25 protein-coding genes and 1 riboswitch are annotated in these 21,794 nt (G+C 51.5%); all 25 genes read right to left on the minus strand.

Annotation, left to right across the window (positions count from 1 at the left end):
* Window positions 1–24 precede the first annotated feature (24 nt).
* The gene (nuoH, locus tag CBW46_RS18675) at window positions 25–1,056 is read right to left on the minus strand and encodes an NADH-quinone oxidoreductase subunit NuoH (RefSeq protein WP_089201486.1); all 1,032 of its coding nucleotides are present in this window, start codon (window positions 1,054–1,056) and stop codon (window positions 25–27) included.
* Window positions 1,057–2,157, minus strand: coding sequence for an NADH-quinone oxidoreductase subunit D (locus CBW46_RS18680; RefSeq protein ID WP_089201487.1), 1,101 nt, complete (start codon window positions 2,155–2,157; stop codon window positions 1,057–1,059).
* A 6-nt stretch (window positions 2,158–2,163) separates the two neighbouring features.
* Entirely contained in the window at window positions 2,164–2,961 is a 798-nt protein-coding gene (locus tag CBW46_RS18685; protein WP_089201488.1) for an NADH-quinone oxidoreductase subunit C, read from the minus strand.
* Window positions 2,958–3,476, minus strand: coding sequence for a NuoB/complex I 20 kDa subunit family protein (locus CBW46_RS18690; RefSeq protein WP_089201489.1), 519 nt, complete (start codon window positions 3,474–3,476; stop codon window positions 2,958–2,960). The genes CBW46_RS18685 and CBW46_RS18690 overlap by 4 nt, the downstream gene beginning before the upstream one ends.
* Window positions 3,461–3,826, minus strand: a complete 366-nt coding sequence (locus CBW46_RS18695; RefSeq protein WP_089201490.1) for an NADH-quinone oxidoreductase subunit A — start codon at window positions 3,824–3,826, stop codon at window positions 3,461–3,463. Before CBW46_RS18695 ends, CBW46_RS18690 begins: the two co-directional genes overlap by 16 nt.
* Before the next feature lie 279 nt (window positions 3,827–4,105).
* Entirely contained in the window at window positions 4,106–4,507 is a 402-nt protein-coding gene (locus CBW46_RS18700) for a F0F1 ATP synthase subunit epsilon (RefSeq protein ID WP_089201491.1), read from the minus strand.
* A gap of 172 nt (window positions 4,508–4,679) precedes the next feature.
* On the minus strand, window positions 4,680–6,086 hold the full coding sequence (atpD, locus tag CBW46_RS18705) for a F0F1 ATP synthase subunit beta (protein ID WP_089201492.1): 1,407 nt from the start codon (window positions 6,084–6,086) through the stop codon (window positions 4,680–4,682).
* Between the two features lie 40 nt (window positions 6,087–6,126).
* A complete protein-coding gene (gene atpG / locus CBW46_RS18710) occupies window positions 6,127–6,984 on the minus strand; it encodes an ATP synthase F1 subunit gamma (protein WP_089201493.1) in 858 nt (285 codons plus the stop codon).
* Between the two features lie 158 nt (window positions 6,985–7,142).
* Complete coding sequence (atpA, locus tag CBW46_RS18715) at window positions 7,143–8,657, minus strand: F0F1 ATP synthase subunit alpha (protein WP_089201494.1); 1,515 nt, start codon at window positions 8,655–8,657, stop codon at window positions 7,143–7,145.
* 16 nt (window positions 8,658–8,673) lie between these two features.
* Complete coding sequence (locus CBW46_RS18720) at window positions 8,674–9,225, minus strand: F0F1 ATP synthase subunit delta (protein WP_089201495.1); 552 nt, start codon at window positions 9,223–9,225, stop codon at window positions 8,674–8,676.
* The gene (gene atpF, locus CBW46_RS18725; protein WP_089201496.1) at window positions 9,222–9,707 is read right to left on the minus strand and encodes a F0F1 ATP synthase subunit B; all 486 of its coding nucleotides are present in this window, start codon (window positions 9,705–9,707) and stop codon (window positions 9,222–9,224) included. The genes CBW46_RS18720 and atpF overlap by 4 nt, the downstream gene beginning before the upstream one ends.
* Window positions 9,708–9,791: 84 nt before the next feature.
* Window positions 9,792–10,007 (minus strand): F0F1 ATP synthase subunit C, encoded by a 216-nt coding sequence (atpE, locus tag CBW46_RS18730; RefSeq protein ID WP_089201497.1) that lies wholly within the window; start codon window positions 10,005–10,007, stop codon window positions 9,792–9,794.
* A gap of 119 nt (window positions 10,008–10,126) precedes the next feature.
* Window positions 10,127–10,900, minus strand: coding sequence for a F0F1 ATP synthase subunit A (atpB, locus tag CBW46_RS18735; protein ID WP_089201498.1), 774 nt, complete (start codon window positions 10,898–10,900; stop codon window positions 10,127–10,129).
* A 25-nt stretch (window positions 10,901–10,925) separates the two neighbouring features.
* On the minus strand, window positions 10,926–11,288 hold the full coding sequence (locus CBW46_RS18740) for an ATP synthase subunit I (protein ID WP_089201499.1): 363 nt from the start codon (window positions 11,286–11,288) through the stop codon (window positions 10,926–10,928).
* Entirely contained in the window at window positions 11,288–11,521 is a 234-nt protein-coding gene (locus tag CBW46_RS18745; RefSeq protein ID WP_089201500.1) for an AtpZ/AtpI family protein, read from the minus strand. The genes CBW46_RS18740 and CBW46_RS18745 overlap by 1 nt, the downstream gene beginning before the upstream one ends.
* Before the next feature lie 180 nt (window positions 11,522–11,701).
* Window positions 11,702–12,844, minus strand: a complete 1,143-nt coding sequence (wecB, locus tag CBW46_RS18750; protein WP_279386475.1) for a non-hydrolyzing UDP-N-acetylglucosamine 2-epimerase — start codon at window positions 12,842–12,844, stop codon at window positions 11,702–11,704.
* A gap of 59 nt (window positions 12,845–12,903) precedes the next feature.
* On the minus strand, window positions 12,904–13,533 hold the full coding sequence (upp, locus tag CBW46_RS18755) for a uracil phosphoribosyltransferase (protein WP_089201501.1): 630 nt from the start codon (window positions 13,531–13,533) through the stop codon (window positions 12,904–12,906).
* A 259-nt stretch (window positions 13,534–13,792) separates the two neighbouring features.
* A complete protein-coding gene (gene glyA, locus CBW46_RS18760) occupies window positions 13,793–15,040 on the minus strand; it encodes a serine hydroxymethyltransferase (RefSeq protein WP_089201502.1) in 1,248 nt (415 codons plus the stop codon).
* Window positions 15,041–15,114: 74 nt separating this feature from the next.
* Window positions 15,115–15,777: a TIGR01440 family protein gene (locus tag CBW46_RS18765; RefSeq protein ID WP_089201503.1), complete on the minus strand. Its 663-nt coding sequence runs from the start codon at window positions 15,775–15,777 to the stop codon at window positions 15,115–15,117.
* A 32-nt stretch (window positions 15,778–15,809) separates the two neighbouring features.
* Window positions 15,810–16,268: a ribose 5-phosphate isomerase B gene (gene rpiB, locus CBW46_RS18770; RefSeq protein WP_089201504.1), complete on the minus strand. Its 459-nt coding sequence runs from the start codon at window positions 16,266–16,268 to the stop codon at window positions 15,810–15,812.
* A 92-nt stretch (window positions 16,269–16,360) separates the two neighbouring features.
* Window positions 16,361–16,441: riboswitch (ZMP/ZTP riboswitch) on the minus strand.
* 89 nt (window positions 16,442–16,530) lie between these two features.
* Complete coding sequence (locus CBW46_RS18775; protein WP_089201531.1) at window positions 16,531–17,109, minus strand: low molecular weight protein arginine phosphatase; 579 nt, start codon at window positions 17,107–17,109, stop codon at window positions 16,531–16,533.
* A 137-nt stretch (window positions 17,110–17,246) separates the two neighbouring features.
* Window positions 17,247–17,810, minus strand: coding sequence for a manganese efflux pump MntP (locus CBW46_RS18780; RefSeq protein ID WP_089201505.1), 564 nt, complete (start codon window positions 17,808–17,810; stop codon window positions 17,247–17,249).
* Between the two features lie 617 nt (window positions 17,811–18,427).
* Window positions 18,428–19,507, minus strand: a complete 1,080-nt coding sequence (locus CBW46_RS18785; RefSeq protein WP_089201506.1) for an L-threonylcarbamoyladenylate synthase — start codon at window positions 19,505–19,507, stop codon at window positions 18,428–18,430.
* Between the two features lie 104 nt (window positions 19,508–19,611).
* A complete protein-coding gene (gene spoIIR, locus CBW46_RS18790; protein ID WP_089201507.1) occupies window positions 19,612–20,469 on the minus strand; it encodes a stage II sporulation protein R in 858 nt (285 codons plus the stop codon).
* A gap of 337 nt (window positions 20,470–20,806) precedes the next feature.
* Complete coding sequence (gene prmC, locus CBW46_RS18795) at window positions 20,807–21,793, minus strand: peptide chain release factor N(5)-glutamine methyltransferase (protein ID WP_089201508.1); 987 nt, start codon at window positions 21,791–21,793, stop codon at window positions 20,807–20,809.
* Between the last annotated feature and the right edge of the window lies 1 nt (window position 21,794).

The following is a 21,794-nucleotide window of genomic DNA, read 5'->3' on the forward strand; positions in this document are numbered from 1 at the left end:
GTCTTCTCACCCTTTCCAAGAGCATTATTTGAGGAAATACACTGAAAGCATCGGTCCGACACTCATGTAGGCAGCGGTCACAAAAATGTTCACCAGGGCGAGCGGCAGCAGCACCTTCCACCCTAACCCCATCAACTGATCCACGCGTATACGCGGGAGAGTGGCGCGTATCCAGAACAAGAAGAACACGATAGCCGAAAACTTCAATAAAAACCACACAATTCCCGGTATAAACTCTAGAAACGGAAACGGTGCATGCCATCCACCTAAGAACAAAGTGGTTGTCAGACCTGCGATAGCGAACACGTACACGTACTCTGCCAACATGAAGAAGGCGAATCGGAAGCCGCTGTACTCCACATGGTAGCCTGCGACTAGCTCGGACTCCGCTTCCGGCAAATCGAAAGGCGTCCGGTTCAATTCAGACACCCCTGCAATCACAAACACGACGAATCCGATGAGTTGAGGAAGGAAATTCCAGTGCCAGAACCCGCCTGCTTGTGCCTCGGCGATCACGTTGAGATTGAGGCTGCCCGTCATCATAATAACTCCGATCACAGATATCACAAGAGGTATTTCATAGCTGATCATCTGCGCAGCTGAGCGCATACCTCCTATTAGGGCATATTTGTTGTTCGACGCCCAGCCGCCTAATACGATGCCGATAGTAGATATGCCTGACAACGCCACGTAGTACAGTAGACCAACGTCCATATCGGTGCTGAACAGCGTGCCGGTGAAAGGGATCACTGCGATGACTGCGAATGCCGGCACAAACGTGATCACGGGTGCTAAAATAAACAGTTCCTTCTCAGCCTTGTGCGGTATGGTGTCTTCTTTCAGCAGCAGCTTCAATACGTCCGCTACACTTTGTAAAAGTCCGAGCGGACCCACCCGATTGGGCCCAACCCGCAGCTGCATCCACCCAATGACCTTACGTTCAAAGTAGATCGCATACGTCACAAATCCCAGCACTACCATCAGTACGACGACGCCCCAGGCAAAAAAGATCGCAAAATTCGACCAAGTCAACTGCTGCTGCAATAAATCCGCCATTTAGCAGTCCACCTCCCCGACCACAATATCAATGCCTCCGAGTATTGTAATCAGGTTGGTCATGGTTTCTCCAACCAGCAGCTTAGGGAGAATCTGTAAATTGACAAAGGAAGGCCTGCGGAATTTTAAACGGTAGGGTTTATCCTTACCCTTGGACACAATGTAGCAGCCGATTTCGCCGCGAGGCGATTCAACACGTGCGTATACTTCACCTTCCGGTGCACGCAGCACACGCGGCACTTTCCCCATCGTCTCGCCTTCGGCCGGAAACTGTTCCACCGCCTGCTCCAGGATGCGCAGTGACTGTCTCATCTCTTCGAATCGTAACAGGTAGCGGTCATAGCAGTCGCCATTGACGCCAGTCGGCACATCAAACTCGAACCGCTCATACAGACTATACGGTTGGTCCTTCCTGATATCCCATTGCACGCCCGTGCAGCGGAGGTTGGCACCACTCAGCCCGTATGCGATGGCCGTTTCCGCGTCGTATTTCCCCACTCCCTTGATACGGGCGAGGAAGATTTCATTACCGCTCACCAAGTCCCCGTACTCGTCTAATCTAGCCCTCATATGTGGAATAAACTGGCGGACTTTTTCTATCCAGCCTTCCGGTGCGTCCCACTTCACCCCGCCCACTCGCATATAGTTATATGTTAAACGTGCGCCGCACAGCTCATTGAATAAATTAATTATGATTTCACGGTCGCGGAATGCGAATAAAAACGGACTCATAGCACCGATATCTAACAAATAGGTGCCCCACCACACCAAGTGGCTTGCCACACGCTGCAGCTCCATCACTATGACCCTCAAAAATTCAGCTCGCTCCGGTATTTCCAACCCCACCAGTTTTTCCACCGCATGAACCAGAACGTAATTGTTTGTCATGGCCGACACATAATCCATCCGGTCGGTGTATGGAATGATCTGAGTATAATTTAGATTTTCCGCTAGCTTTTCCGTGCCCCTATGTAAATAACCCATAACCGGATCGGCATGCGTAATGATTTCACCATCGAGCTTGACCACGACTCTAAATACGCCATGGGTACTCGGATGCTGAGGGCCTACGTTCAACAGCAGTTCTTCCGTTCTAATCAAGACACTCTACACCTCCGGGTCAAGCGGTTGATAGTCCTTGCGCAATGGATGACCAACCCAATCATCGGACATCATGATTCTTCTCAAATCCGGATGTCCCGGGAAGTCGATGCCAAGCAGATCGTATATTTCGCGTTCATTCCAGTTTGCTGTAGGCCAAACCGGGGTCACGGAAGGCACGGAGGCAGCTTCACGTTCCGTTTTCACCTTTACACAAAGTTCGTGCTTGCTCACTAATGACAGCAGGTGGTAAACCACTTCCATGTGTGTTTCGTAGTCGACGCCCGACACGTTGCGCAAATAGTTGAACTGCAACTCGCTATGGTCCTTCAACAGCTCGGCCGCTGCCAGCCATTTGCTGTTTTCAAGAATCACACACGGCAAATGTGCGTCTTTCTCGTTGATAAAAGCGTCTTCCACACAATCCTCGCCTAATGATTCCCTCAGCAGCTTTACAAAATAATCGAGTCGCGGCTGGAGCGGAGATGGCTCTTTAGGGGCAGCGTCCTCCGCCTCCTCGCTCTTCTTCGCCCTCGCATTGGCACGTGCGGCACGGGCCTCGGCAGCGGCCTTAGCTTTGGCTTCCTTTTCCGCGTCGCTGCGCGATGCTCCCGCTGGCGATGCTTGTGCTCCGGTTGGTACGGACGAGCTGGCACTAGTGGGCGAAGAGGCTTTTTGCGTAGCAGGGGATGGTTCTTTGCCGGTAATGGCCGGCGATGCTTGCTCTTCCGTTGCTGTTGCTTGTTCTTCAGTTGGAGATGGTACCGCCGCCTGTGATGTGTCTTTGCGGTTATCATCGCTCATCGGTTCGTCACCTGCTTACCGGTTTTAGCTTCATAACGAATTTTTTCCTGGAGCTTGTTGATCCCATAGATGAGTGCAGCAGGATTCGGTGGACAACCCGGGATATATACGTCGACAGGCACGACCTGATCCACACCTTTTACAACCGCGTAAGACTTCACGTATGGGCCGCCTGCGGTGGCACAGGAACCCATGGCGATCACCCACTTCGGCTCGGGCATCTGATCGTACAAACGGCGCAGCAGGGGAGCCATCTTCTTTGTCACCGTACCGGCAACGATCATTACATCCGATTGACGTGGTGACGTTCTGAATATTACGCCGAACCGGTCCAAATCATAATGTGAAGCCCCGGTTCCCATCATTTCGATCGCACAGCACGCCAAACCAAAGGTCAGCGGCCACAAAGAGTTGCTTCTCGCCCAAGCCTTGACCTGTTCCAGCGTAGTCATAAATACGTTGCGCTCAAGCTCCCGTCTGTCTGCCAGTGCGATTGACTCTAAATTGAGGTCCATTGCAGCACCTTCTTTTTCCAGGCATATATTAATCCGACTAACAGTAATCCGATGAAAATACACATTTCAACAAGCGCAAACAAGCCTAATTGCTTATACGCAACGGCCCACGGATACAAAAATACAGTTTCTACATCAAAAATGACGAACATCAGTGCAAACAGATAATAACGGATATTGAACCGTACATGGCTTTCACCGACCGGTTCGTTTCCGCTTTCATAAGTGGTGTACTTCTCTTCCACCGGCTTGTGGGGACGAAGTAACCGGCCTGCCGTCAGCGCTACAATCGGAAGCAGTACCCCAAGGATCAGAAAAATGGATACGACCACGTAACTGTTGATGTACATCGTAAACGAATCGCCTCCCACAATGATAAAGGTTCCTTCCAGGTGCGCCATGTGATGATGGGTTCACGTTGTGAGGGTCTCGTTCATGAAAGCTTGTAAGCGTACTCAAGTGATCATTTCTGAGGCCGTCCATATATAAAGAAACCTGATCGATCACATAACTTACACTCATTAATGCTCAGACAATTATATCAAATGGCTGGTTAAGTGTCTAATATTTTCCTGCAACAAAAAAAGCGAAAGAACCAGGTTCCTCCGCCATTTTTTGCAGATAAAAGACTATTTTCTTCCGAATACTTCGATGCGATTGATCGCCCGCTGCAGTGCCAGTTCTGCACGTTTGGCGTCAAATTCGCGTTTCTTAGAAGCAAGGCGCTCTTCAGCGCGCGCCTTAGCTTGCTTCGCACGTTCAATATCTATTTGCTCCGGCAGCTCGGCACTTTCCGCCAAAATAACCACTTTGTCTTTGCGGACTTCCATAAAACCGCCGTTCACCGCGATGTATTCATCCGTACGGTTCTTTTTCACGGTGACTGGGGCTACTTTCAATGGAGTAACCAAAGGAATGTGATTCGGCAGAATACCAAGCTCACCTTCTGTGCCTTTCACGATAATCATGTCCACTTCCTCAGCGTACACTTTACGTTCAGGCGTAACAATTTCCAATAGGAAAGTACTCACTTGGACTCCTCCTAAAAGTTTGCTGCGCAAACCCACTTTGTAATCATTGTTTGAGGCTTCCCTCGAGGTATGCCGTCAGACAATGAGTCGCTGAGTTCGTCGGGGCAAACTCCACTTCGTACGTTGTATGAGCTTACCGGAGTAAGCCCATTTGTGAAGGCGTCGTTCTGTATTACAGAGTTTTCGCCTTTTCGATTGCTTGCTCGATAGTACCAACGTTGTGGAATGCCGGTTCAGGCAGATCGTCGTGCTTGCCTTCCAGAATCTCTTTGAAGCTGCGTACAGTTTCTTTAACAGGCACGTAAAGTCCAGGGATACCGTTGAACGCCTCGGCTACGTGAAGCGGCTGAGACAAGAACAATTGAATCCGTCTAGCACGGTGTACTACCAATTTGTCTTCATCAGACAACTCATCCATACCCAGAATCGCGATAATGTCCAGCAATTCTTTGTAACGCTGCAAAATTTTCTTGACGCCTTGAGCTACGTTGTAATGCTCTTCGCCAAGAATCTCAGGAGTCAAGATACGGGAAGATGATGCCAACGGATCCACCGCTGGGAAAATACCCATGGCAGCAATACTACGCTCCAAGTTCGTTGTGGCATCCAAGTGGGCAAACGCCGTCGCTGGAGCCGGGTCCGTATAGTCATCCGCAGGCACGTAGATCGCTTGAATGGACGTTACGGAACCTTTCTTAGTAGACGTAATCCGCTCTTGCAATTGACCCATCTCCGTAGCCAGTGTTGGCTGATAACCTACCGCGGAAGGCATACGGCCTAGCAGAGCCGATACTTCAGAACCCGCTTGAGTAAAGCGGAAGATGTTATCAATAAACAGAAGCACGTCGCGGCCTTCTTCATCACGGAAGTATTCCGCCATTGTCAAGCCGGACAAGGCAACACGCAGACGGGCACCCGGTGGCTCGTTCATCTGACCAAACACCATCGCTGTTTTAGTGATAACGCCAGATTCTTTCATCTCATGGTACAAGTCGTTACCTTCACGTGTTCTCTCGCCCACGCCGGCAAATACAGAGATACCACCATGCTCGGAAGCAATGTTGTGGATCAATTCCTGCATCGTAACGGTTTTACCAACACCCGCACCGCCGAACAAACCGATTTTACCACCCTTAGCATATGGCGCCATCAGGTCGATAACCTTAATACCGGTTTCCAGAATCTCCGCTTGGGTGGACAGATCCTCGAACGCTGGAGCGTTCTTGTGGATTGGGCTAGAGATAGTGCGATCTACCTCGTTAACTCCGTCAATAGGGTCGCCCAGAACGTTAAATACGCGGCCTAATGTTGCCGCCCCTACAGGAACTGTGATTGCTGCGCCTGTGTCGATCGCTTCCGCACCACGAATCAAACCGTCGGTGGTGGACATCGCTACACAGCGAACCAGATTATCGCCTAAATGAACTGCGGCTTCAACAGTTAGTTGAACGTCGCGTTCGCCTTCTTTTTCAGCTTTTATATCGATTTTGATAGCATTCAAAATCTCAGGTAGTTGTCCACGGTCAAACTCGATGTCGACAACAGGACCTGTAATATTCACAACGCGTCCTTTGTTCACTGTTTTCCCTCCTTTGATTACCTATGAACCATACGAAACATTATCCTTGTGCGTTTGCACCAGCCACGATCTCGGAAATCTCTTGCGTGATACTGGCCTGACGCGCCCGGTTATATGATAATGTCAATCCATTGATCATCTTTGTCGCGTTTTTCGTAGCATTGTTCATCGCCGTCATTCTAGCTCCGAACTCACTCGCTTTTCCTTCCAAAACCGCACTATAAACTAGCGTTTCAGCATACTTAGGCAGAAGCACTTCCAGTACGCCCTCCGGTGAAGGCTCATACTCATAATTAGCTGCTGCCGTGCCGCCAATGTCCTCCATTGGCAATAACTGCTTAACGGTAGGAATTTGGGAGATGGCATTCATAAATCTGTTGTATACCAGATACAGCCGATCATATGAACCTAGTTCATAGTTTTTTACCGCTGCAGCGGCAACCGCTTTGATATCAGAAAAAGACGGCGAATCGGAAAGCCCCGTAACTTCTTCAACTATCTCAATATTACGCTTGCGGAAAAAATCTCTTCCCTTACGGCCGATCACAAAGACTGCATACTCGTTCGGCGAGCTATGCTTTTCTTTGATCTCCGCCATCACCTTGCGCAGTACGTTAGCGTTGTAACCGCCGGCTAGACCACGATCAGAAGTCACTACCAAGTAAGCCGTTTTCTTGATCTCACGCTTCTGCAGCATTGGGTGCTTCACGCCTTTGGTGCCTGCTGCAATGCTGGCGACCACTTCCTTCAGCTTATCCGCGTACGGACGCGCTGCTTCAGCAGCCATCTGTGCTCTTCTAAGTCTCGACGCAGCAACCATTTCCATCGCTTTTGTGATCTGCTTGGTGTTTTGTTTGGATTTGATCTCCCGCTTAATTTCGCGCATACTTTTTGCCATCTGCTTGCTCACCTCTCTCTCGAAGCCTTCCCTAAGGAACAGCTTTCACTCGAAAAGCCTTGTGTTCACATTCCACACGGATGCCCGTGCCAGTCATGCCATCAGGCTGCTCCGTAAAGAGCAGCTAGAGGCATTCTTCGTTTCCCGTACAATATTATTTATGCAGAAGGAGCGAATCCTTTTTTGAACTGTTGAATCGCATCTACCAAAGCCTTTTCGGTATCAGCCGACAAATCTTTGGCGTCGCGGATATTTTGTAAGATTTCAGGACGGTTGGATTCCAGATAAGCAAGGAAGCCCTGCTCGAAACGGCGGACGTCCTGCACCGGAAGCTCGTCAAGGTGACCTCTTACAACCGTGAACAGGGAAGCCACTTGCTTCTCCATGGACAACGGCTGATTCACGCCCTGTTTCAAGATTTCAAGCGTACGCACACCGCGGTTCAAACGGGTTTGTGTCGCTTTATCCAAGTCGGATCCGAACTGGGCGAACGCAGCTAGTTCGCGATATTGAGCAAGGTCTAGACGCAGCGTACCTGCAACCTTTTTCATCGCTTTGGTTTGCGCGGATCCCCCTACCCGGGAAACAGAGTTACCAACGTTAACCGCTGGACGCTGACCGGAGTAGAATAGGTCGGACTCAAGGAAAATCTGTCCGTCCGTGATCGAAATTACGTTCGTAGGAATGTAAGCGGAGATATCGCCTGCTTGCGTCTCGATGAACGGCAGAGCGGTCATGGAACCGGCACCCAGCTCATCGCTGAGCTTCGCAGCACGCTCCAGCAAACGGGAGTGCAAGTAGAACACGTCACCAGGGTAAGCTTCCCGACCCGGCGGACGACGAAGCAGCAAGGAAAGCTCACGGTATGCTGCAGCTTGCTTGGACAAGTCATCATAGATGATGAGCACATGCTCACCCTTGTACATGAAGTACTCTCCCATCGCGCAGCCGGCATAAGGAGCCAACCAGAGCATTGGGGATGGTTCGGATGAGCTTGCCGTAACTACGATTGTGTAGTCAAGAGCGCCGTGCTTGCGCAGCGTTTCCACTACGTTAACAACCGTGGATTGCTTTTGTCCGATAGCAACGTAGATACATTTCATACCGGAACCTTTTTGGTTGATGATTGTATCGATAGCAATCGCAGTTTTACCTGTCTGACGGTCACCGATAATCAACTCACGTTGGCCGCGGCCAACTGGAACCATCGCATCGATCGCTTTAATACCTGTTTGCATTGGCTCATGAACGGATTTACGAGCCATAACGCCTGGTGCAGGAGATTCTACCGCACGGAAATTCTTTGCGTTCAGTGGACCCTTGCCATCGACTGGTTGACCCAGAGCGTTCACGACACGGCCCAGCAGTTCATCGCCTACCGGTACCTCCATAATGCGGCCGGTACGTTTTACTTGGTCGCCTTCGCGGATGTCCGTGTAAGGCCCCAAAATAACGATACCTACATTGCTTTCTTCCAAGTTAAAGGCATAGCCTAGTACGCCGTTAGGGAATTCAAGCAACTCGCCCGCCATAACGTTCTCTAGGCCGTGTGCGCGGGCTACCCCGTCACCGACCGTAATAACTGTACCTACATCCACAACTTGCATGTCGGTTTTATATTGTTCAATCTGCTGTTTGATCAGCGTACTGATTTCTTCCGGTCTGATACTCAAATTTCCTCACCCCTATCTACAGTGCTTGAGTTTGATTCAAAGATTTGTGCAGGCGCTCAAGTTTACCCGCCAAGCTGCCGTCATACAAACGGTCGCCTATACGTACTTGAATGCCTCCGAGTAAGTTTTTATCAAGAACCGATTCCAAACGAATTTGTTTGCCTGTCAATTGACTGAAGGTGGTTCTAATGTTTTCCAATTCCGCCTCAGTCAACTCGACTGCCGTGTACACGGTTGCGTTAGCCAAACCCAGTGCATCACTGGCAATCTTCGTATAAGCTTTCGCTACTGCTTCTAGCGATTCTTCTCTTCTTCTTTCGATCAAAAGCCCGATAGTATTGAGCACCGGCTCTGAAATTTGGGATGCAAAGATTTGCTTGATCAGCCCGATTTTCACATCTGCCCCGATTCCCGGATGTCTAATCAGCTTATACAAATCCGCATGATCGTGTATTGCGGAAATGGTGGAGGCAAGCTCCTGCTCAATTTGAACAATCCGGTTTTGATCGCGGGCTACCTCAAACAGTGCCTGCGCGTATCTTTTAGCTGCAATTGTGTCCTGGCTCATCGATTGCCCCCTACTTCTTTCAGGTAGTGTTCAACCAATTGCTCCTGAGATTTTTCGTCGACTTGCTTCTCGATAATCTTGGAAGCGATCATTACGGACATCGCACTCACTTGATTACGCAGAGCTGCGACAGCCTTGTTCTTTTCGTTATCGATATCTTTAAGCGCTTCGTCTTTTAAACGAGCCGCCTCTGATTTAGCCAGATCAACGATTTCCTCGCCTTGCTTGCTGCTTGTTTTGCGAGCTTGTTCAATAATGTCTTGCGCTTCTTTACGCACCGCCTGCAAAGCCTGCTGCTGTTCAGCCATCAACTTCTCAGCCTCGCGGCGGTTTTGCTCAGTGCTAGTAATTTGATCAGACAGCATGCGTCTGCGCTCTTCCATAATCTTAAACAGAGGCCCAAAAGCATATTTATTCAATAGCAAGTACAACGCGAAAAAAGATACGATCGTAAACACAAACGATTCCCAATGCCAATCCATCTAAGCCACTCCTTTCAGTGATTTCAGGCAAAACGAAGGCGTGGATGGCTTAGGCCTTCCGCGCCAAACCTAATCGTCATGGAATTAAGCACCGAAGAAGATCAGGAATCCGAGTACTACGCCGATAATTGGAACTACCTCGACGATACCAACACCGATAAACATAGTAGTTTGCAATGTACCGCGCAGCTCAGGCTGACGGGAGATACCTTCAACTGTTCTGCTTACGATCATACCGTTACCAATACCTGCGCCAAGTGCGCCCAATCCGATTGCTAAAGCTGCTGCCAAAAATTCCATTATAAAAGTCCTCCTCGAAATAATTACTAGTTTTGGAATGAATGATAAGAAATGATATTTGATCTTATTCTCGCAGCGTGCGTTATCACGCCGGCAACGGAGAATAAGTTCGTAAAATGCTAGTGGCCTTCTTCATGCACGGTAGCCTGAGAAATGTAAACCATTGTAAGAATCGTAAACAAGAATGCTTGAATTGCGCCTACGAAAATACTGAAGCCCTGCCATGCAAGAAGCAGTGGCGTTCCTAAAACCCCTGCCATCAAGATCGTAGCAATCAGCACCTCACCCGCGAAAATATTAGCATATAAACGCAGACCGAGTGTTAACGGCTTCGAGATCTCCTTGATGATATTCAGAGGGAAGAAGAACCAGAACGGTTCGAAGTAGTGTTTCAGATAATGCTTCGTGTTCAGCTTAAGCCCCAAGTAATGCGTCATCACGAACACGATAGCTGCCAAACCAAAAGTGACGGATACGTCCGCAGTCGGCGATTTCCACCATGCGACCTCGGCTCCGTGATCGCCGTGAGCCTCATGAATCATCTGCTCAGAAACGACAGTGTAGCCAAACAGGGTGAGCGGTTCTTCATGCGTCGTGACAATACCGAAGACGAGACCCAGCAGGTTGCTGACGAAGATGAACATAATCAACGTCATGCCAAGCGCGACATAACCTCTTGCTCTTGCCAGCGGCATGGTGCTGGCAATAAGATTGTGTACAAATTCGCTGACCCATTCCAAAAAGTTCTGGAACTTGGACGGATTTTCCACAGACAAGTTTCTTACGCATAAGCGTGCAAGAATGAACACAACTAGACCAGAAACGATAATGCCTAAAAAAGTGGAAATATCAATATTCAAACCACCCAGCTGTAATACCGGAAATTCATGCACTAGATAATTCCCCCCTTTCCATGCACTAAGGATTTCTTTTATTTAACATAAAACCCATGAAAAGTGTTACCACTTGCACGAAAAACATGCCGATAATGGTAAAAACGAGATTGAAGTGATGAGGCAACTTTAACGCAATCATTACCCCAATAATTGCCATACACATCCTGGACAATGTCCCTAAATTAACCCGCCTACCGGTCTGTTCAGTCCGGGATAGCGCTTCAATTTTGAGAAGCAGCATCCAACCATTCACCAGGCTGATCACCATGCCCAGCATGAATCCGGCCGTGTACGTCCGATATGCCGGCATGAGGATCCAGACAACAAGCAGGGCAGAAAGAAACAACAGTGCGGCTCGTACGATGGGCTTTACCTGGTCACTCATTATTCCCGTTTGTCCTCCAGAAATTTTTTCAGTACCAGTATGATTGTCACAATACCGATCACAAATCCAACCAGTACGCCGCCAATCATCCAAGCCTTCACATCACCAAACCGACTGCCTAACCATCTACCTACCAGATATCCTATTCCTGTGCATGCAACGATGTCTATGCCTAACGCACTGACCAAAGCAGCCGCACGCCAAGGTTGATTGTATGGATCCTTCTCATTCATGGACTACACCCTAACAATCCTTATTTATTTTATCTAACGTGGGCTCCATTTGTCAATTAACATGCGTGACGTTTTTTTTGGTAATAAAGTTAGAAAAACCTTGTAATATCAACGTTTTCCGGGCGTTCAAACCAAACAGTATAACTGTACGCTGTGAACTTTGTCATAGGATTGTCACGGTTAGAATGATCTCGGCCGGTCGGCAGAGTGACCAAAATGGAACAAAATGCCTTCTACTATACGTTCAGACGCTTTGCCGTCTCCGTATGGGTTAGCCGCTTGGCTCATTTTATCGTATAACACCGGGTCCATAAGCAACGCCCGAGCCCGCGAGTACACCTTCTCTTCACTCGTGCCGACCAGTTCCAGAATCCCTGCATCAATTCCTTCCGGCCGCTCAGTCGTATCGCGCAGAACTAGTACCGGAACCCCGAACGAAGGAGCTTCTTCCTGCAGGCCGCCTGAGTCGGTTAGAATCATATGTGTGTGCGGATATAAATTGTGCAGTTCCAAAACGTCCAGAGGCTCGATGAGTTTGATACGCGGATGTCCGCCCAACATTTCATGCGCAGGCTCCTTCACGGCAGGGCTTGGATGCACCGGATACACAATGGCGATATCGTCAAATTCATCGGCAATACGCCGCACGGCACGGAAAATCTCGCGGTGAGGTTCACCCTGTGCTTCTCGGCGATGGGCCGTCATGAGGATCAGCTTTTTGCCGCGAGCCCAATCCAACACCGGATGGGTGAAGCCTTCTTTCACCGTATACTGGAACACATCGGTGACCGTGTTGCCGGTGATAAAGATGGACGATTCAGCTTTGTTCTCTTTACGCAAATTGTTGGCAGACACATCTGTAGGAGCAAAATGCAAATCCGACAGCACGCCGGTCAATTGCCGGTTCATTTCTTCCGGGTAGGGGGACATTTTGTTCCATGTCCGCAAGCCTGCCTCCACGTGCCCGACCTGGATCTGTTGTAGGAAAGCCGCGTAGCTTGCCAAAAAGGTCGTCAGTGTGTCGCCGTGTACGAGCACCAGATCCGGCTTCTCTTCACGAAACACTGGTTCCAGTCCCTGCAGCACACGAATCGTGATCTCGTTAAGGGTCTGGCGGTCCTTCATCACATCAAGGTCGTAATCAGGTTGGATGTTGAAGGTGTCCAGCACCTGGTCAAGCATTTGACGATGCTGCGCGGTGACGCACACCAGTGACTGGATCTGCTCCGGGTGCTTTTGCAGTTCCAGTACTAGTGGCGCCATCTTGATCGCCTCCGGCCGGGTACCGAAAATCGTTATTACTTTGATTTTTTCCTTGCTCACGTGATCGTTCCCCCTGTTTTATAAGAACTAGTGATTGTCGCCGCGGTCGTCGCCCCATATTACTTGGTGCCGAATAAGCGGTCGCCGGCGTCTCCAAGACCAGGGATGATATAGCCATGTTCGTCCAAGTAGTCATCTATGGCTGCAACATATATGTCTACGTCCGGATGCGCTTTTTGTACGGCTTGGACGCCTTCCGGTGCGGCAATCAAACACATCAGCTTGATCTGTGTGCACTGTCTCGCTTTCAATGCGGTGATCGCGGCGTTCGCTGAACCGCCTGTTGCAAGCATCGGATCGATAACGATTAACTCCCTTTCCTGTACATCGGTTGGCAGTTTGGCGTAATACTCTACCGGTTCCAGGGTTTGCGGATCACGATATAATCCGATGTGGCCCACTTTGGCCGCGGGCACCAGCTGCAGAATGCCGTCCACCATCCCAAGTCCTGCACGTAAAATAGGAATGAGTCCCAGCATCCGGCCTGAAATGACATTGCACTCGGCGGTGGCAACAGGGGTTTGTACCTGCACCTTTTCTAAAGGGATGTCTCTTGTAATCTCGTAAGCCATAAGGGTGGCGACTTCATCCACCAGCTCTCGAAAATCCTTCGTAGTGGTAACTTTGTCCCGAATCAATGTGAGCTTATGCTGAATCAGCGGATGGTCACACACAAATACTTTTCCCATTCTATCTTCCCCTTTACGCCAAATCCTGTCCATTATAACACAGATGCCGTTAGTTATCCTAGCGAAGCATCTGCTGCCGCAAAGCACACTGTGCACGAGATACGCCATGCGAGGCGGCCTCCCACCACAAAAATTACAGTGCGCCTAATAATAAGATATTTTTCACTAAAATTAGTATTTGTAGCAGCTGGGTTCTGCTCTAATTTTGCCCAGCGCACAAAAAAAGAGCCGACGCAACGCGCCAGCTCCCCCACGGTGATTAATATTTCAAGCCTGCATATAGCGGGAATTGTGCAGTCAAATCTCTTACCATGCCGCGCGCTTTGTCAAGCACAGCAGCGTCCGTAGGATTCTTCAATGTTAGAGCAATGATTTTGGCGATTGTTTTCATCGCTTGTTTATCCATGCCACGCGATGTGGCTGCCGGGGTGCCCAGACGGATACCGCTCGTAATCATCGGTTTCGCCGGATCAAATGGAATGGCGTTCTTATTCACTGTGACGCCTACTTCGTCCAGCAAGTGTTCAGCATCTCTGCCGCTGATGTTTAGGTTGCGGAGATCTATAAGCATCAGATGGTTATCTGTTCCGCCGGATACGAGATCGATACCTTCCGATAGCAATGCTTCCGATAAGGCCTTTGCGTTATCTACTACGTTTTGCGCATACGTTTTGAATTCTGGTTGTAGTGCTTCGCCTATAGCTACGGCTTTTGCTGCGATGATATGCATCAACGGTCCGCCTTGCGTACCTGGGAACACCGCTTTATCGATCGCAGCCGCCCACGGCTGACGGCACAAGATCATGCCGCCGCGCGGGCCGCGAAGCGTTTTATGTGTGGTCGTAGTCACAAAGTGAGCATGCGGCACGGGATTAGGATGCAAACCGGCAGCCACAAGCCCTGCAATATGAGCCATGTCGACCATGAACAAAGCGCCTACATCATTGGCGATTTGTGCCAAAGCTTCGAAATCGATAGTGCGCGGATAAGCGCTGGCGCCGGCTACGATTAGGCGGGGCTTATGTTTAAACGCCGCTTTCCGCACCTCGTTATAGTCGATGTGCGCATCGCTTTCTCTCACGCCATAGGAAACGAAGTTGTAAAGTATGCCGGATGCATTCACCGGACTGCCGTGGGTCAAGTGACCACCATGCGCTAAGCTCATACCAAGGACGGTATCTCCCGGCTTCAGCGCTGCAAGGTACACGGCCATGTTGGCTTGTGCGCCGGAATGCGGCTGTACGTTTACATGGTCGGCTCCGAACAATTCTTTCGCGCGGTCGCGAGCGATATCTTCTACGATATCTACATGCTCACAGCCGCCGTAGTAGCGTTTCCCCGGATAGCCCTCCGCGTATTTATTGGTCAGGACAGTGCCCATTGCTTGTAGTACCGCTTCACTGACGAAGTTCTCTGAAGCGATCAGCTCGATCTTATCACGTTGACGACCAAGCTCCAGATTCATGGCCTCAACGATTTTAGGGTCCTGCTTGCGCAATTGTTCCACAGTGGTTCCTCCTTGGGTTTCTCTATTATATTTTTTTATAATGGAATAATTTCATCTTCATCGCGCTCTTGTGGCTAACTACATGTATCTACTTTGTCGGCCGGACCCGCAGCGTCTGCATCAGAAGAATACACCGCACGTGCCCCGCCAATCAGTTTTGGCCGTGTGTGTGCCATTTGGACCGGGGCGTGGCCAATCATTCGAATCGACGGCCGGAGCGGCACCGCCACCGGCTTCAAATGCATCCCAATCAACGTACCGCCGATGTCAATTCCGGCATGGGCTTGAATTGATTCGACCACACAGGCTTCACGCAGATGCTTGAAAGCATACGAGGCCATCGAGCCCCCGGCTCGGGGAATTGGGACCACCGATACCTCTTCCAAACGGTACTCGCGCATCACTTGCCGTTCTACCACTAAAGCGCGGTTCAAGTGCTCGCAGCATTGAAAGACGGGGTAGAATCCAACATCCGCCCGGACAGCCTGAATCGCATCGAATAAATACTGCGCCACCTCTTCCGTGCCTGACGTGCCAATATGCTGTCCAAGCACTTCACTTGTGCTGGTCCCAAGCACGACGAGTTGCCCGGCCTGCAATCGGCCGGCCTCCACAAGCTCACGCAGCACCTGCTCGGCTTGAGCCCGGATGACACTGATGTCCCATTCGCCGGACAGTGATATGAGGTTGTCGTTAGCAGCTTTTGCCGATCCGGTTGTATGATCTGCACCGCTCATCATCATCACCTCTCTCAGGCGGACAGTCCCGCTTATGGATGGATAGTGTATTTCTCTTCCAGTGCTTTTACCTTGTTAATCCGGTTTTGATGTCGTTCACCTTGGGAAAAATCCGTTTCCAGCCAAATTCTAATGATCTCCTGCGCCACCCCGGGTCCGATCACACGTTCTCCCAGGGCGAGTACATTAGTGTCGTTATGCTCCCGAGTCGCTTTTGCTGAGAATAAATCATGTACTAAAGCACAACGGATGCCGGGAATTTTGTTCGCCGCAATGGTCATCCCGATGCCCGTACCGCAAATCAGAATTCCTTTATCGACATCTTCCGCTACCACCTGTTCGCACACTGCAATGGCATAGTCCGGGTAGTCGACCGAATCCGAGCAGTTACAACCTAAATCCGATACCTGGTGTCCCAATGACTCGATAAAACTGATAAGTTCATCCTTCAAACGCACACCTGCGTGATCGGCTCCTATTGCAATTTTCAACGTGATCGCCTCCTGATTCTGGTTAGCTGCATTATAACCCAAATCTTGCAGAAACGAAAAAAGAGCATGCCGCGTGCTATGCGCACAACGATGCTCTTTGCCCAGGCGACCGGCCGTATGCCCCAATGCTCCACTGTGGTTACACCCACTCGTCGCCAGTTACACCGGGTCCTTTAATAATAACATTATCATAACGGAAATTTTAGTCAGTGTAAAGACCAAAAAAGTGCAGCTCAGCGTCATCCGCCTGCGGGAAAGCAGCTTACGCTTTGAGCTTCCTCACTAACTTCTGCAAACAATTTTCTATGTCTTGAGCACACTCCCTGTACAAGAACATAGGGCCGCCATACGGATCGGCTATATCGTAGTCGGGCAGCTCCCGCTCCAACGAGCGTATGCGCGCCCGCTCTTCATTAGTTATTGGTTGGGACAATGCGCGCTTCAGTTCAACATCGGCCACCAGCTTTCCCAATTCGGCCAGTCGTTGTAACGTTTTCGGATCGTCCTCAACAAACTCTTTTAACGTAAAGATCTTTTCCACAGAATGGGGAAACTGCTGTATCGCATTCTGTTTGTGTGCGGACGTCATGGTTAGCACCACATCCGCCCAATTCAGCAGATTTGCAGTAAGTGCAGTCGAACGCATGTCGCGGCTGCATCCCTTTTCCTGCAATACAGCTGCCGCATGTCCGGACACAGGCGCACCATCCATGGCGGCCACGCCGGCAGAGCGGACTTCCACATGGTTCAAGCCCTGCTCCTTAAGCATCCGGCGCAATATGCCTTCGGCCATTGGACTGCGGCAGGTATTGCCGGTGCAAACGAATAGAATTCGGTTCATCGCAGACCCTGCCTTTCTGATCATGATGCGGCTGTAAAAAGAGCCATGCTCCTATTGTACCTCAAAATCGAGAAAATATGGACCCCGGGCGCGCTGTGTATGCGCATTTGCCAGCTCCCATACTTCAATTGGCAGTATCACAACAGAAACTTGATTCCAAACAGCAGCAGAATACCGCCCCCCACAGCTTCTCCATAGACACCAACCCAACGTCCCATATTTCGGCCGAGCATTAACCCTGCGATTGCCATCACGCCGCCGACCGTACCGAACATCAGGACTGTGAGTACCATATCCCCCGCGAACATGCCAAGCGAGACCCCAACTGAGAACGAGTCAATGCTCACGCTTAACGCGAATAACAGCATGCCCCATAATGTGCGATGGTCGAAGGATGCGATTTCTTCCCCCCGCAAGGAACTGTAGATCATGTGTGCGCCGAGTAGAACGAGAAGGATACCGCCGGCTTTGGTCGCCACGCCTCCCAAAAGATATCCCACATACTCTCCGGTCACCATACCGAGCAGTGGCATAATCATATGAAATATTGCAATCAAAATACTTAATTTTAATACATGAAGTTTACGAATCCCCTTCATACCGATGCCAATTCCCAGGGACAGCGCATCCAAGCCCAAAGCGACAGCCATGATTAGTATCGCCAAGAATTGTCCGATCATCAGTGGTGATGCCAATGCCATGTTCCACTTACCCCCTGTCCCGTTCCTAAACAAACATATGCGGACAAGAAAGCAAACATGCCTGATGGGCGTAAGGGGCGTGGGGTGGTGAGCCACACACCGTATCTGACATCGGTATCGTGATACGTGTACATAGAATACTGAGCGCAGATGGCTGACACTGGGCGTCAGGCGCGTCGGATGGTACGGGGGCGTTAGCTGGAGAACGATGACAGTTTTTGTGAGTCGTGACTTCAGCCGGCGTCATGCCGCTTGGCTGCGGCGGTTTAGCCGTGCAGCGCGTGGTTCTAGTTGTGCGGGGCGACGGCGGAAGAAAGATTCAGTTTGGTGCATCGTCTCTTCTCAGCCGGTGATACGCGTCATGCCACTTGGCTGCGGGGCGGTTTAGACGTGCAGTCGCGTGGTCCCAGCGGTCAGGGCGACGGAAGAAAGGATTACAAGTTTCGTGCATCGTCTCTTCTCAGCCGGTGAAACCGCGTCATACCGCTTGGCTGCGGCGGTTTAGACGTGCAGCGCGTGGTCCCAGCGGTCAGGGCGACGGCGGAAGAAAGATTACAGTTTGGTGCATAGTCACTTCTCAGCCGGTGAAACGCGTCATACCGCTTGGCTGCGGCGGTTTAGACGTGCACAACGCGGTCGCCAGCGGCTTTGCGGAGGCGGTTCATAATGGCGGCCCCGATGCCTGTGTCCGGACATGCCTGTGCGACGATGAAGTCTACACCTGCTTCATCAAACTCTCTCAGCGCCGCGTACAGCCCATGCGCGACGGTATCCAGGTCGCCCAAGCTGCCGCAGGCGACCACATGATCCGCGCGCAGCGCGCCTATGTGTTCATCGTACGTGAACACACCGGTGCGTGCACCGCGCGCGTGCGCTGTATCGAGCTCGCGCTGCATGCGAGCCAACACTTGTTCAGGTGCGTCGCCCTGAACAATCGTCATTACGCCGCGCGGCGCGTAATGCGTGTACTTCATCCCAGGCGCACGTGGAGCCTGGATCGGGTCCTGGTGCGCAGCCGCCTCGCGCACCGTAACATGCGGCAGCACCTGGCGGAGCTGGGCTGCCGTGATGCCCCCAGGCCGCAGGATGTGGAGTACGCCGTGACGGCCACTGACGTCAGTGGCTGGCATGTACTCCACCACTGTCGACTCGAGGCCGACCCCAGTCGGGCCACCGTCGACGACGCCGTCGATGCGGCCGGCAAGATCCTCCAACACGTGCGCCGCCAGTGTTGGGCTCGGCCTACCCGAGCGGTTAGCGCTCGGGGCGGCCACAGGGCAGCCTGCAGCTTGCAGCAGCTGCAGGGCGACAGGATGGTCGGGCATGCGAAGCCCGACCGTGGATAGCCCCGCGGTGACCAGCGGGGACAGGACGCCCGGCCGGACCGGCAGCACCACGGTCAACGGACCGGGCCAGAAGGCGTCCATGAGACGCAAAACGGTCTCATCAGGAGGGGTGGCAAGTTCCTCGATGTGAGACCTATCGGCGACATGAACTATTAATGGATTATCCGACGGCCTGCCCTTCGCCGTGAAAATTTTTTGCACCGCGTCCGTCTGTCTGGCATCCGCTCCTAGGCCGTACACGGTTTCAGTAGGAAAAGCGACAACTCCTCCCGCCCGGAGTACCTCTGCGGCCTCGTCCAGAGCTGTTGTTGGCAAACCGCCGGGTTCGGCTGCGTTCCAATATACTGTCATAATTTAAAGCTCCATCCTTATCCATTCAGTGGTCTGTTGCTTGTCGCGAGAAAATATGTTTCGTCAAGAATTTCCTGATGCGAGCGAGCAGCACGACTGTTTACCTACGCATTAGCATTGCCAAGCCTGTGAAACATGTCCAGCAAGAAGAATCGTATTTCCGGCTGTGGGCTAACGTTCTTATCGGAAGCAGTGTCATACTGTCGGCCAGTTGCCGTCTCCGCATTTTCCAATTGCCGCTGTGACGGTCCACCTAATTGTCTCTCCGCCTCCCCAACCGACGAGCCCTGACTTTGCGCTGGCTCATCCGCCGAGTGATATGCTCCAGCAGCTGCGTCGACCCGCTCCGCGTCTCGGTCCGTGACCGCCTCGTTTATGACCGCGTCCTCTTTGCCAACGGACCCTGCGTTTCTGGCAGTGGCCGGCTTAGCAATCGCTTCCGAATCAACGAAACATAGCGGCGGAAACAACACGCACCACCAATTCTGCCCTTTCGCGGTGCCAATCGTCACGCGCAATGCCTCATACTGGCCTGCAGGATACACCTGATTACCGTACATTTTTGTGGGGAAAGGGACCATACCAAGCTCTACGTCATAAGCGTAGTCAAAGCCGTTTTCACTGAGCGTCTGACCAACCAATTCGCGTATGTCCGGTAAATGGCTGCGAACCGCCGCGCGGGCCGCTTCTATCCCCTGAGGTTCCTCGACCCATTCCCCCATCCGCGCAACGATCGCATCACGCACTTCCCGCTTGATCCATTGATCAGCAGGAGAGTCCGAATTAGCCAATATTCGCAGCCGGATCGATTCCTCCGGAATGAAATTCGCTGCATCAGCAGTTTCTCTCGACCCCGCTGCTTTAGCGATGGACTTGCCAACGTTTAATTCCCAACATGAGATTAATAGAATCAGTGCAAAAGCGATATAAAAATAACGTGACCAAGCAGTTCTTACGACCATGCTATTAACCCGCCTCTCGCGATATCATGCATCTGTTTGATAGTCCTAGTATGCACATTCCGGGCGAGTTTAAACCTAGCAATCTATTATTTTCTGTTAGATTATATCATGCGCCTTAACTAGTTTACAGCGCTAAATAGCCGTGTGAAAATGCCGAAAGTCTGATAGCTGAGCCGAGAGAGTGAGGGCTGACTGCACTCGAGAAAAGGTATTACCCAAGCGAGGGAGCCCGCCAAGTGAGGCTTGTCTTGGTACGGCTATATCGGGCCCTCCCGGCATCACGCGCTCAGGGCAAAATGATCGGACAGCAACCAAATATGCGCGCAACTCAGATGAATTATGTTCCACTTTCATCGGTCCGCGTATATGTGACGGCGATAACATGTCGTTCAATGCCAGCTAAGTCAGGTATAATGTCAATTTCATCCCACTCTGCAATGTCACGCAGCATAGACGCCACCGCATGGGCTTGGCCGATACCCACCTCCAGCCCCACTAACGCAGGCATCGCTGGCAGCTGCGACAGCTGTCCAACCAAGCGCCGATACAGTTCGAGCCCATCCGCACCACCGTACAGCGCGGTGCGAGGCTCATACAGCCGCACCTCCGGCTGCAGACCCTCCTCGTCCGCGTCTGGTATGTATGGCGGATTGGAGACAACCGCGTCCAGCCGCAGACCTCGTTCGATGTAGGGCGTCAACAGGTCACCTTCCAAAAAAGTCACCCGCGGGCCAACCCCATGGCGCGCAGCATTCGCTGCAGCCACCGCCAGCGCAGCACGTGAGATGTCCGAGCTTAGTAAGCGCCATTCGGGGCAGTGCACCGCTAGGCTTACTGCAATCGCGCCACTCCCTGCCCCGATATCGGCAATTACTGGTACGTTCGTCGCGCCAGCCGCCCCAATGCCGCCCGCCACGGGCTGATCGGACCCAACGCCATCGCGCGCACCACCGCTGCCGCTTGCCTCCGGCCAAAGCTGCTTGCCAAGCCGGATCACCTGCTCGACGAGCAGCTCCGTCTCCGGCCGTGGAATCAACACTGTCGGTTTAACTTCAAAGACGAGCCCATAAAACTCCTGCTCGCCGATGATATACTGCACCGGCTCACCCGCCGCCTTTCGTTCCAGCAGATGCCCCCATTCTTCACTACGTTCCACGGGGAACAATTCGTTCCATCGCAGCAGCAGCTCGCTTCGGGTCCATCCGAGCAAATGCTGGAGGAGCAGCTCCGCACAGGCAGAGGCCTCACTTACGTTGTGCTTATGCAAAAAAAGAGAAGCCTCGACATAGGCTTCGCGAATAGTCAACTTCCGGTGGGCGGTCATT

The sequence above is a fragment of the Paenibacillus xerothermodurans genome, assembly GCF_002220865.2.
Classification (GTDB): domain Bacteria; phylum Bacillota; class Bacilli; order Paenibacillales; family NBRC-103111; genus Paenibacillus_S; species Paenibacillus_S xerothermodurans.

What these genes read in the sequence shown, in the direction of transcription:
- CBW46_RS18785 (WP_089201506.1), bottom strand. Translation starts at nt 19,507, where the DNA reads ATGACAGTATATTGGAACGCAGCCGAACCCGGCGGTTTGCCAACAACA.
- upp (WP_089201501.1), bottom strand. Translation starts at nt 13,533, where the DNA reads ATGGGAAAAGTATTTGTGTGTGACCATCCGCTGATTCAGCATAAGCTC.
- atpG (WP_089201493.1), bottom strand. Translation starts at nt 6,984, where the DNA reads ATGGCAAAAAGTATGCGCGAAATTAAGCGGGAGATCAAATCCAAACAA.
- CBW46_RS18740 (WP_089201499.1), bottom strand. Translation starts at nt 11,288, where the DNA reads ATGAGTGACCAGGTAAAGCCCATCGTACGAGCCGCACTGTTGTTTCTT.
- CBW46_RS18775 (WP_089201531.1), bottom strand. Translation starts at nt 17,109, where the DNA reads ATGAACCGAATTCTATTCGTTTGCACCGGCAATACCTGCCGCAGTCCA.
- CBW46_RS18685 (WP_089201488.1), bottom strand. Translation starts at nt 2,961, where the DNA reads ATGAGCGATGATAACCGCAAAGACACATCACAGGCGGCGGTACCATCT.
- CBW46_RS18690 (WP_089201489.1), bottom strand. Translation starts at nt 3,476, where the DNA reads ATGGACCTCAATTTAGAGTCAATCGCACTGGCAGACAGACGGGAGCTT.
- CBW46_RS18695 (WP_089201490.1), bottom strand. Translation starts at nt 3,826, where the DNA reads ATGTACATCAACAGTTACGTGGTCGTATCCATTTTTCTGATCCTTGGG.
- CBW46_RS18720 (WP_089201495.1), bottom strand. Translation starts at nt 9,225, where the DNA reads ATGAGCCAGGACACAATTGCAGCTAAAAGATACGCGCAGGCACTGTTT.
- atpE (WP_089201497.1), bottom strand. Translation starts at nt 10,007, where the DNA reads ATGGAATTTTTGGCAGCAGCTTTAGCAATCGGATTGGGCGCACTTGGC.
- nuoH (WP_089201486.1), bottom strand. Translation starts at nt 1,056, where the DNA reads ATGGCGGATTTATTGCAGCAGCAGTTGACTTGGTCGAATTTTGCGATC.
- CBW46_RS18765 (WP_089201503.1), bottom strand. Translation starts at nt 15,777, where the DNA reads ATGAGCGGTGCAGATCATACAACCGGATCGGCAAAAGCTGCTAACGAC.
- spoIIR (WP_089201507.1), bottom strand. Translation starts at nt 20,469, where the DNA reads ATGGTCGTAAGAACTGCTTGGTCACGTTATTTTTATATCGCTTTTGCA.
- CBW46_RS18745 (WP_089201500.1), bottom strand. Translation starts at nt 11,521, where the DNA reads ATGAATGAGAAGGATCCATACAATCAACCTTGGCGTGCGGCTGCTTTG.
- CBW46_RS18780 (WP_089201505.1), bottom strand. Translation starts at nt 17,810, where the DNA reads ATGGCATTGGCATCACCACTGATGATCGGACAATTCTTGGCGATACTA.
- atpF (WP_089201496.1), bottom strand. Translation starts at nt 9,707, where the DNA reads ATGGATTGGCATTGGGAATCGTTTGTGTTTACGATCGTATCTTTTTTC.
- prmC (WP_089201508.1), bottom strand. Translation starts at nt 21,793, where the DNA reads ATGACCGCCCACCGGAAGTTGACTATTCGCGAAGCCTATGTCGAGGCT.